Raw genomic sequence first — 8887 nt, 5'->3', positions numbered from 1 at the left:
AAGATCGGCTCAAACTGAAAAAATGAAATGACTGAGTCAGCCGAGAAGAATTTCCCCGCTTATTCGCACCTTCCTTAACACTAATAACTCGTCTGATCTTGGTAGTGATTCAGCGAGTCGACGTTCAAAAGCAAGCGCTTTTTTGCCTTCCTTTAGACGTTGAAACCGACATGCCTCCCTGTAGGAAGCTCAACATCAACACGCAGCTTCCCACCCATTGCTTCCACGTAACGCTTCATGGTGGATAGCTTGATATCATTCCCACGCTGCTCCATCGCCACAACGGCCGGTTGGCTGATCCCGAGGACAGAGGCCAACTCCACCTGGGACACTTCCAACTCTTCACGCAGCGCTTGCAAGCGTACCTCCAGCAGCAGCTCGTTAGCCATCTCCTGGATCCGCTGCTGACTATCCACCGAGCGGGAGGCCAGCATCTCATTCAGTGTTCTTCCCATTACCCTACCTCCAACTCAGTTAAGTGCTTGGCGTATTCCGCCTCAGCGACCGGCAACATCTCTTTGTAAAACCGCTTATCGTTACCGCCCTTATTTCCAGCACACAACACGATAGCTTGCCGCAACGGATCAAAAGCAAAGAACGCTCGTAGCGGATCCCCCTGGTGCTGAACTCTCAGCTCTTTGAGGTTCGTAAAGCGAGACCCCTTGATGGTATCAACTAAGGGTCGCCCTACTGATGGACCGCCCTGTGCCAAGGCAAGCAACCCAGCCAAAACCTTCTCCTGCGTGGCCTCGTCTTGTTCATCAAACCAGACATCGAATAGAGAGGTCGTTTTTACTGTCCACATAGCGCACCAAATATAACCTTTGGTTTATATTATAGAGGGTCTCGACGTAGGTAACAAGTTACCGCTGTCGTAGTGCAAGCATGAAGCTACTGGCATCAACCTCGAACCGGCTGACCCCGATCTGCTGCAGGTAGAGCACCAAGGTATCGAGCTTGCGAAAAACTCTTAGTTGTTTGCTGCGCTGGGCGGCCAGACCGTAGCACACCAGCAGGCTCCAGCCGCCTGGTTGTCCGACAGCGACCACGACACGGACGGCACCGGCCGCCACCAGTTGTACCAGGGTGGGATGGGTAATGGTTTCCATAGGGGAGATTACGAGGCAAGGGATAATGCGGCGCAGGATGGGAGATAACGCCCTGCAAAACAAGCCGCCTTGCAGGATGACAGGCAGCAATCCCTGTCTGGGTGATGAACAGCAGGCCATTATCGCCAGCGACTATGCGATGACCGACGGCAAGTTGCTGATAGAACAGCGCGTCCCCTTGATGCATTACGCCCTGGAGCGGATGCAGGTGAGCTACAACGGGGAACATGCTAATAATCCCCTGCTCTACCCACTGGTGCTCGCCAACCGGGAGGAGCTGATCCGGCAAGGCTGTGTCTTTAAGCTCAAGAATGCAGATTTGCAAATTTCATAGCGGGCTGGTGCTTTGTAGTGGCCCAGCTCACGACGCCACTACGAGCACCTGACTGTTTATCCGTCATTCCACCCGACCAAAACGATCAGGGTCGGCTGGCACATAATCGTCCTCAAACATATTCTGCGAGCGATGGCTTTGACGCAAAGACGCGAGCGTCTCAAAGAAACAATCTTCACAGAGATGCACTTCGTATCTCTCGCCATCGTGCCGTACCGAGCCATACCCCCAGTGGGCTGACAATGTGCCGTATTCCTGTGCCATTGTCTTTGTCGTGCTGTCACCACACACATCACAGATCACATCTACGACCTGCTCCGTCGGAACTATGGAAAGTGCGAACAAGTATCCCACGAACAAAAAATGAAAATTTTAGTCATTTAATATCAATGGGTTACCAGTAAATGCTCTCGTGCCATATGACTTATTCGCACCTTCCCTAGGGCAGGCGTTATCTCATCGACCATGTGCCCCTTGGCCCAAGTGACGAACGCCTGAACCCGCAGTTGGAGTTGTCCGACGGATTTATGCTGGATCCCCTCACTGGCCTTACTCTCAATAAACTTCGTCAGCGCCTGTCTGAGGGGGACCCCTGTAGTAGGTGGAGAGGTATCGACGGGTTGCTTGATGGTCTGGGGAACGGACGAAAGCGCAACAGAAAGAGCATGATATTGCGGTACGGTAAAGCCCGCCGCTTTGAATGCATCGATCTCAGCTCTGATCCAGGCATGAAAACTATGGGTCGTGGCATCGGCAGGTGTCGCCGCAATGAGGGTGCGGACACGCGCCGCCAGCACCAGATTACGGTCTACGGCAACTTGACGTTCTTTGGTAAGGAGGGAAGTGCGGATAGCAAACGGCAAGCCTCGGTCACGCAAATTCTTGGGCAAGGGAAGCCGAGTGTAGTAGGTGCCGGAGGCATTTTTACTCAGATACATGATTGTTCCACCCAGTTGATCCAGGAAAAAAATCACGTAAGTCTAGAAATGAAAAAACCCGTTGAAATTCAACGGGTTATATTTGGCGGTGAGGGAGGGATTCGAACCCTCGATACGTTGCCGTATACACACTTTCCAGGCGTGCTCCTTCAGCCACTCGGACACCTCACCAAATTTTTACTGCTTGAAGTGGCTTTCGGAGCGCGCTGTGCGTGCATCTTGCCGACTTCGTCGGTGGGCAGCCTCTCGGATACCACACCAAATTTTTGTCTGTTGTTTAACGTGTTCAGCCAACACGGTGTCCGCTGCGCCGTTGCGCTGGAACGGGGCGTAATTTAGGGGAAAGCCCCGCCGCCGTCAACGGCTTTTTAGCCGCAGCGAACCGTTCGCACATTAAACGCACAGTTCAGGTGCTGAGGTCAGTGAACGGATTCCGGTGCAACCTGGATTTCCGGCAGATTGAGGAAGCCAAGGCGTTCACATTCGGAAACCACTTCATGGGTGGCTGCCGTGGTGCTTTCAACGAACAGCAGGAACTGCTCGACGGTGAGACCCGCCTTGGTAAAGACGGTGTGACCCACAACGAGGCGTGGCAGGTTGTCATCGATGATGTCGAGGAACACCTTGAGGGACGGATATTGCATGTTGAGACGACCCAGTTCGGCCACCAGGGGCAGCAGCGATGAGGGGCGCACTTCCAGCTCGGATGAGAACAGCAGCCCTTCCTCTTCCACGAAGATCCGGCTCTCCTGGATGCCCTCGACGGACTGCAGGGAGACCATGTGGATGCCATGACACTGATCGCACACATAGTGCTCGATCCGGGCCTGTTGCAACCAACGCATTATCATTTCAGAGCTGGGGATATTCATCATTTTCACGACACGGTAGAGATCAAGGGGCGCAGTCTAAACCAATTTTCAGACAACCAAAAGCACACAGGCCGGATCCCCGTCGTCTCGCTTCTTTTTGACAGGCCCTGTGCCTATACTCAGCCATTCTCGTAGCGCACTCGCCTCCAAAGAGCCCGATGACCATCCAAGAAAAGTATCGCCTGCACCTCAAATCCCTCTCGGATGAACTGCTCGCCCTGCAAAAACCCATCCGCATCCTGGATGCCATCAAATGGCCCCGTCACCTGCAAAGCGACTTTCTGGCAAGTGGCGGCAAGGCACTGCCCACCATCGACAGGCACTTCTATGAATCCCTCCCCCTGGGGTTCGATCCCCGCAACAAGTACCTTGAGCTCAAGGAGCTGAGGGACAGGATTCGCCGGCGCCTCGGCCCCCAGGACGATCTCGGCCGGATCCTGCAAGAGACGGTGGATCAGTACATGGTGGTCATCGAGATGCTGCGCCAGCGCGGACAGCCGGACTTTCAGCGCTACAGTCAGCGGCTCTACGGCTCGGCAAGCGATCACCTGCGCGGGGATCGCAAGACCCTGAAGGAGCTGGGGGCCAGATTGTGCGACATCTTCTCCCTGCCCGGCGCCCGCCACCTGGTGCGCCCCTACCCCAAGGAGTTCGAGGGGGAAGCCGCGGTGGCGAGGCTGCAGGGCAAGCTGTCGAGCTACTTCAGCGACGGCACAGTCCAGGTCAAGCTCAGCGATGGCATCGTCTCCGATGCCGCCGCCGGGGGGGATTACATCAAGCTCAACTCCCACGCCCGTTTCTCGGAGCTCGATCTGCAGGTGCTGGAGGTACACGAAGGCTGGGTTCACGTCGGCACCACCCTCAACGGCCGCCAGCAATCTTACGCCACCTGGCTCGGCGCCGGCTCGCCCCGCATCACCGCCTGTCAGGAGGGGTTGGCAGTACTCATCGAGACCCTCACGTTCAGCTCCTTCCCGGACAGGGCCAAGCGCATCTCGGATCGGGTCATGGCCATCGACATGGCGGAGCGTGGCGCCGATTTCATCGAGGTGTTCCGCCACTTCGTGGCCAAGGGGGCCAGCGAGCACGACGCCTACAAGATCACCCAGCGGGTGTTTCGCGGAGGCATGGTCGAGGGGGGCGCCTGCTTTACCAAGGATCTCTCCTATGTGAAGGGCTATGTGGAGACGGTGAACTTCATTCGCAGCGCCGTGCTGGAGGGGGTGCCGGAGATCCTGCCCATGCTGTTCGTCGGCAAGGTGACCCTGGACGACATCCCCGTGCTCTATCAGCACTATCTGGAGGGGCTCATCGACGCCCCCCGCTACCTCCCTCCCATGTTTCGCGACCTCACCGGGCTCTACGTCTGGTTCGGCTTCGCCTCCGGCATGTCCCTGGTGGACATAGGCCGGGTACAGCAGCATTTTCGCCAGCTCTTCCACCGCCTCCCGGCGGCCGACCCCATCATCGCCCCTGTCGACATCGAGATCGACTGACCCCCACAGACAAAGAGGGCGCCAGATGGGCGCCCTCTTTGGTGTCCAGGCTGCACGAGCCAGCCACGGGTTACTTGAAGGCCCGTCCTTCCAGATAGTGCTTGCGGCAGAGCGACACATAGCGATCGTTGCCGCCGATCTCCACCTGCTCACCGTCGCGCATCACCTGCCCCGCCTCGTTGACCCGCGAGTTCATGTGGGCCTTGTTGCCGCACCAGCAGATGCTTTTTAACTCCTCGAACTTGTCCGCCAGACAGAGCAGGTGGTAGGAGCCGGGAAACAGTTCGCCGCGAAAATCGGTCTTGAGACCATAGGCGATCACCGGAATGTCCTGCTCGTCGACGATGCGGGCGAGCTGGTAGACCTGCTCACGGGTCAGGAACTGCGCCTCGTCAACGATGAAGACATCGATGTGCCGCTTTGCGTGGCGCGCCTTGACCATCTCGAAGAGATCGCAGCTGTCGCTGAACACCTCCACTTTCAGCTCAAGACCGACCCTGGCACTGATGACGCCGGCACCGAAGCGATCGTCGATGGCGGGCGTCATGGCCAGCGGATACATACCACGCTCCAGATAGTTGAAGTGGGCCTGGATGAGCTGGGTCGATTTGCCTGAGTTCATGGTGGCAAATTTGTAGTGCAGTGAAGCCATGATGGGGTTCCGAAACGGGAGTGATGGGGCGCATGCTAACCAAAGCCCCTGCCAAAACCAAGGGGCCCGCAGGCCCCTTGTTCTCTTATGCGACTGCCACGGCGCTATACGCCCGGGCTTTGCGCAAATGGTAACCGGAGAAGATCAGGAACCAGAGCCCGCTCACGGTGAAACCGGCCAGCGCGGAGTGCATCAGCCCCATCACCAGGTAGCCGAGCGCCGCGCCAAAGGCGATGGCCAAGGCATAGGGCAGCTGGGTCATCACGTGATCGATGTGATGGCAACCGGCCCCGGTGGCAGACAGGATGCTGGTGCTGGAGATGGGGGAGCTGTGATCCCCGAACACAGACCCTGCCAGTACGGCGGCCAGCATGGGCAGCATCAGACTGATGTCGCTGGCGGCCGCCATGTCGCCGGCGAGCGGCAGCATGATGCCGAAGGTACCCCAGCTGGTGCCGGTGGCAAACGCCATGGCGCAGGAGAGCACGAAGACCACGGCGGGCAGCACTTCCACCGGCAGATTGCCATTGGCCAGGGAGGCCAGGTATTTACCGGTCTCCACATCGCGCACCACGGCGCCGATGGTCCAGGCGAACAGCAGGATGTTGATGGCGGGCAGCATGGCCATGATCCCCTGCGGAGCCGCCTTCATCCAGTTGCTTGCCCCGAGCTTGAGGCGCATGGCCAGACCGATGGAGACCACCAGGCTGCACAGGGCGCCATAGACCAGGGAGGAGCCGACATTGGTGTTCTCGAAGGAGCCGAGCACGCTGAACGGCAGCCCCTTGTCGGCCAGCACCGCAGCCCCGGAGTCAATCATGAAATAGACGGTGGCCAGGGTCAGGGTCAGGATGGGCAGCACCATGTCAATCATGCCGCCATTGCTCTCCTCCGGGCTCTCCATGTCGAGCCCGATGGGGCGCCCCTTGGACTCGTCCCACAGCTTGCCTTCCAATGCCCACTGCTCATGCTGACGCATGGGGCCTATGTCGAGCTGGAAGGCGATCACCACCAGCACCATGATCAGGGTGAACACTGCATAGAGGTTCATGGGGATCATTTCGACGAAGGCGGAGATGGGGCTCTGATCGGTCAGGCCATGAGCCGCCATGATGCCGCCGACGAGGGCGATGATGTAGGCCCCCCAGGAGGAGATCGGCATCAGCACGCAGACCGGCGCGGCGGTGGAGTCCAGCAGATAAGCCAGCTTGGCGCGGGAGATCTGGAAGCGATCGGTCACCGGACGGCAGATGGCACCCACCGACAGACTGTGGAAGAAGTCGTCGATGAAAAAGGCAAACACCATCAGACCGGTCAGGGACTTGGCACCCTTGCGGGTCTTGGCGCGGCGCTCCGCCCACTCGGCAAACGCCCGGGTCGCACCGGAGACGCTCATCAGGCTGATGAGGCCGCCCAGCAGCAACATGAAGAGGATCATGTTGACGTTGTCACGATTGAGCGCACCGTCGACCCAGAAGATCCTGAGCACGGTATCGAGCATGTAATGCAGGGACGCAAGGGGAGAAAACTGGTTGAGCAGCAGGCTGCCTGCGACTATGCCCACCCCCAGCGACACCAGGACGCGGCGGGTGATGATCGCCAGCGCAACGGCCAGCAGGGGGGGAACGACGGACCAACCGGAGTCGGCGTAATGAACGATGTCCATGATCTCTTTGCACCTAAAGACAACAGGTGGAGATCTACCGAGAGGATCAAAGAAACAAAACCCATGGGGAGGGTATACTCCTCAGCCCCTTCAGGTAGCGCTCCATAGTGGATGACTATGGCAGTCCTGCACCTATTAGATGCAGAACCAGCAACCCGGTATGATGGCCTGGTCACTTCGGCGCCAACTCCTTTCATCGAGCATCGCAGGCATCACCCTCCGCTCGGTTACTCATAGGCAGCGCGCCTCTACTTAAAGGTATTCGCGGCACATTTTATCGAGCCGCCGGGTGATAGCAAGTTTTTTGATTAAATTTCAAGGTTTCTGAGGCACCCACATCTTCAAAGATAGTCAAATGGTTCATCAAAGACTCCGCTGGCGATATTTTCATCTGACACGAGCCCATTCGAAGATCTTGGCCCGTCAAACGTATAAAAATATCCTTCATATCTATTTCAAGACTTAATTTATCAGCCTAATTAATTATTTTGGCAGGCTTGACTTGGTACCAATCACCCCTATAAATTATCGAAAAACCAGTTCTTCCCTTAATATTTTGCTCGCGTGGTAGCCAATATGAACGAATTTCTGAAAGTGCTGTTGAATATCCGTAGCCTGCGTGCAGCTTGCCGCGATTTGACGCTGGAACAACTGGAAGAAGGCTTGGAAAAGCTCTCCGCCATCGTCGATGAACGTCGGCAAGATGAATCCGCCGAACGCCAGGCCCGTGAAGAACATCAAAAGAAAATTGCCGAATATGCCGAAATGCTGAAGGCCGCAGGGATCGATCCCGCCGAATTGGTCAACACCGTGGTGCCCGAGAATACCAAGGTCAGCAAACGTGCACCACGCCCCGCCAAATATCGTTATCTTGACAATGGCGTGGAAAAAACCTGGACCGGTCAGGGCCGCATGCCCTCGGTCATTGCCAAGGCCGTTGCCGAAGGCAAATCCGTGGAAGCCTTTGCCATCTGACTGCAATATCAGGCCCCTTTCCACAGCAATAAAAAAACCTCGCAAGGCGAGGTTTTTTTATTGCCGCTTCGAGCGGTTGTCAGCCTCTGTCAGCCGCCTTGACCCAGAGGATCTCCGGGGTGCCTGACGATACCAGCAAGTATCGGGCGATGGTGAAAAACCAGTCGCTCAGCCGGTTGATATAGGGTAAAACGGCCGGATTCACCCGCTCTACGCGGCTCAATCCAAGCAGCAGGCGCTCGCAGCGACGGGTCAGAGTACGCACCACATGTGCCTGGGCCGCCGCCCGCGAACCGCTCGGCAAAATAAAATTGCGCAGCACCGGCAACCCGGCACTGTAGGCATCGATCTGTTGCTCGAGCCTGTTCGTCCAAGCCTCGTTCACCTGCCACAGCGCATCCGTTTGCGATTCACTGGAAAATGCCAGCTCCCCGCCCAGATCAAACAGCTCCTGCTGCAACAATATGAGATCGGCCAGGAGTGTACTCTCCCCGACGGGTATTTCAGCCATCAACAAGCCTATTTGGGAATTCAGCTCGTCGATGGCGCCATAGGTCTCGACACGTTTATCGTCTTTGGCCAGGGAAGTCCCATCGGCCAGTCGCGTGAGCCCCTTGTCCCCTTGCCTTGTATATATTCTCATTCTGACATCCTGTTAATAATGGGAATAATCATGGACTCGAGTCCATTGAGCTTTATCTCGTAGGCCAGTGCCAGAGACTGGCCCAGGGTACCGGCCGGAAAACCGCTTCGCGCCATCCATACCAGATCAGGGCGGGAGCATACTTTGTTGGTTATTTAACCAAAGAATAGTTGTGCCCGATAATTGTCATCCCAGCTTGCTT

General features: G+C 56.9%; 11 protein-coding genes, 1 tRNA gene, 1 pseudogene and 1 riboswitch. Of the genes and pseudogenes, 3 read left to right on the top strand and 10 right to left on the bottom strand.

Annotated elements, in window-relative coordinates:
• Positions 1-152: 152 nt before the first annotated feature.
• Genes OKC30_RS18225 through OKC30_RS18215 form a run of 3 tightly spaced genes read right to left on the bottom strand, consistent with a single transcriptional unit; the run spans position 153 to position 1109 of the window.
• Positions 153-455: a helix-turn-helix domain-containing protein gene (locus OKC30_RS18225; protein ID WP_042648333.1), complete on the bottom strand. Its 303-nt coding sequence runs from the start codon at positions 453-455 to the stop codon at positions 153-155.
• Positions 455-805 carry a type II toxin-antitoxin system RelE/ParE family toxin gene (locus OKC30_RS18220; protein ID WP_024943279.1) on the bottom strand — a complete coding sequence of 117 codons (351 nt, stop codon included), beginning with the start codon at positions 803-805 and terminating at the stop codon, positions 455-457. Before OKC30_RS18220 ends, OKC30_RS18225 begins: the two co-directional genes overlap by 1 nt.
• 58 nt (positions 806-863) lie before the next feature.
• On the bottom strand, positions 864-1109 hold the full coding sequence (locus OKC30_RS18215) for a hypothetical protein (protein WP_160839242.1): 246 nt from the start codon (positions 1107-1109) through the stop codon (positions 864-866).
• Between the two features lie 76 nt (positions 1110-1185).
• Between OKC30_RS18215 and OKC30_RS18210 the strand changes: the two genes are divergently transcribed.
• Positions 1186-1443 carry a hypothetical protein gene (locus OKC30_RS18210; protein WP_236303301.1) on the top strand — a complete coding sequence of 86 codons (258 nt, stop codon included), beginning with the start codon at positions 1186-1188 and terminating at the stop codon, positions 1441-1443.
• A 386-nt stretch (positions 1444-1829) separates the two neighbouring features.
• Here the strand turns inward: OKC30_RS18210 and OKC30_RS18205 are convergent, their stop codons facing one another.
• From OKC30_RS18205 to OKC30_RS18195, 3 genes are all read right to left on the bottom strand, one after another.
• Complete coding sequence (locus OKC30_RS18205; protein WP_160839244.1) at positions 1830-2381, bottom strand: hypothetical protein; 552 nt, start codon at positions 2379-2381, stop codon at positions 1830-1832.
• A gap of 83 nt (positions 2382-2464) precedes the next feature.
• Positions 2465-2552 (bottom strand) — tRNA-Ser (locus OKC30_RS18200).
• Positions 2553-2800: 248 nt separating this feature from the next.
• Positions 2801-3256, bottom strand: coding sequence for a YbjN domain-containing protein (locus OKC30_RS18195; RefSeq protein ID WP_160839247.1), 456 nt, complete (start codon positions 3254-3256; stop codon positions 2801-2803).
• A 155-nt stretch (positions 3257-3411) separates the two neighbouring features.
• On the opposite strand from OKC30_RS18195, the gene OKC30_RS18190 reads away from it, so the two are divergent.
• Complete coding sequence (locus OKC30_RS18190) at positions 3412-4749, top strand: flavohemoglobin expression-modulating QEGLA motif protein (protein ID WP_160839249.1); 1338 nt, start codon at positions 3412-3414, stop codon at positions 4747-4749.
• Positions 4750-4819: 70 nt separating this feature from the next.
• Here the strand turns inward: OKC30_RS18190 and OKC30_RS18185 are convergent, their stop codons facing one another.
• A complete protein-coding gene (locus OKC30_RS18185; RefSeq protein WP_010674989.1) occupies positions 4820-5401 on the bottom strand; it encodes a thymidine kinase in 582 nt (193 codons plus the stop codon).
• Positions 5402-5486: 85 nt separating this feature from the next.
• Positions 5487-7067 (bottom strand): Na+/H+ antiporter NhaC family protein, encoded by a 1581-nt coding sequence (locus OKC30_RS18180; RefSeq protein WP_041211545.1) that lies wholly within the window; start codon positions 7065-7067, stop codon positions 5487-5489.
• Positions 7068-7154: 87 nt separating this feature from the next.
• A riboswitch (Lysine riboswitch) is annotated at positions 7155-7326 on the bottom strand.
• 317 nt (positions 7327-7643) lie between these two features.
• Here OKC30_RS18180 and OKC30_RS18175 point away from each other — a divergent pair.
• Complete coding sequence (locus OKC30_RS18175) at positions 7644-8042, top strand: H-NS family histone-like protein (RefSeq protein ID WP_041215041.1); 399 nt, start codon at positions 7644-7646, stop codon at positions 8040-8042.
• Positions 8043-8121: 79 nt separating this feature from the next.
• On the opposite strand, the gene OKC30_RS18170 is transcribed toward OKC30_RS18175, so the two are convergent.
• Positions 8122-8685, bottom strand: a complete 564-nt coding sequence (locus OKC30_RS18170; RefSeq protein ID WP_160839251.1) for a cob(I)yrinic acid a,c-diamide adenosyltransferase — start codon at positions 8683-8685, stop codon at positions 8122-8124.
• A pseudogene (locus OKC30_RS18165) lies at positions 8682-8816 on the bottom strand (putative quorum-sensing-regulated virulence factor); the annotation flags it as partial. The pseudogene OKC30_RS18165 and the gene OKC30_RS18170, both read right to left, overlap by 4 nt.
• Positions 8817-8887 lie beyond the last annotated feature (71 nt).

Origin of the sequence: Aeromonas sp. QDB18 (assembly GCF_027705325.1) — a bacterium.
Taxonomy (GTDB): domain Bacteria; phylum Pseudomonadota; class Gammaproteobacteria; order Enterobacterales; family Aeromonadaceae; genus Aeromonas; species Aeromonas caviae.
The sequence above is the reverse complement of the archived record's forward strand: the minus strand, read 5'-3'. Positions and strand labels throughout refer to the sequence as shown.

Bases quoted from the DNA above. Each gene is read 5' to 3' on its own strand.
- OKC30_RS18175 (WP_041215041.1), top strand. From the start codon at position 7,644: ATGAACGAATTTCTGAAAGTGCTGTTGAATATCCGTAGCCTGCGTGCA.
- OKC30_RS18220 (WP_024943279.1), bottom strand. From the start codon at position 805: ATGTGGACAGTAAAAACGACCTCTCTATTCGATGTCTGGTTTGATGAA.
- OKC30_RS18180 (WP_041211545.1), bottom strand. From the start codon at position 7,067: ATGGACATCGTTCATTACGCCGACTCCGGTTGGTCCGTCGTTCCCCCC.
- OKC30_RS18185 (WP_010674989.1), bottom strand. From the start codon at position 5,401: ATGGCTTCACTGCACTACAAATTTGCCACCATGAACTCAGGCAAATCG.
- OKC30_RS18210 (WP_236303301.1), top strand. From the start codon at position 1,186: ATGACAGGCAGCAATCCCTGTCTGGGTGATGAACAGCAGGCCATTATC.
- OKC30_RS18195 (WP_160839247.1), bottom strand. From the start codon at position 3,256: ATGATGAATATCCCCAGCTCTGAAATGATAATGCGTTGGTTGCAACAG.
- OKC30_RS18205 (WP_160839244.1), bottom strand. From the start codon at position 2,381: ATGTATCTGAGTAAAAATGCCTCCGGCACCTACTACACTCGGCTTCCC.
- OKC30_RS18225 (WP_042648333.1), bottom strand. From the start codon at position 455: ATGGGAAGAACACTGAATGAGATGCTGGCCTCCCGCTCGGTGGATAGT.
- OKC30_RS18170 (WP_160839251.1), bottom strand. From the start codon at position 8,685: ATGAGAATATATACAAGGCAAGGGGACAAGGGGCTCACGCGACTGGCC.
- OKC30_RS18190 (WP_160839249.1), top strand. From the start codon at position 3,412: ATGACCATCCAAGAAAAGTATCGCCTGCACCTCAAATCCCTCTCGGAT.
- OKC30_RS18215 (WP_160839242.1), bottom strand. From the start codon at position 1,109: ATGGAAACCATTACCCATCCCACCCTGGTACAACTGGTGGCGGCCGGT.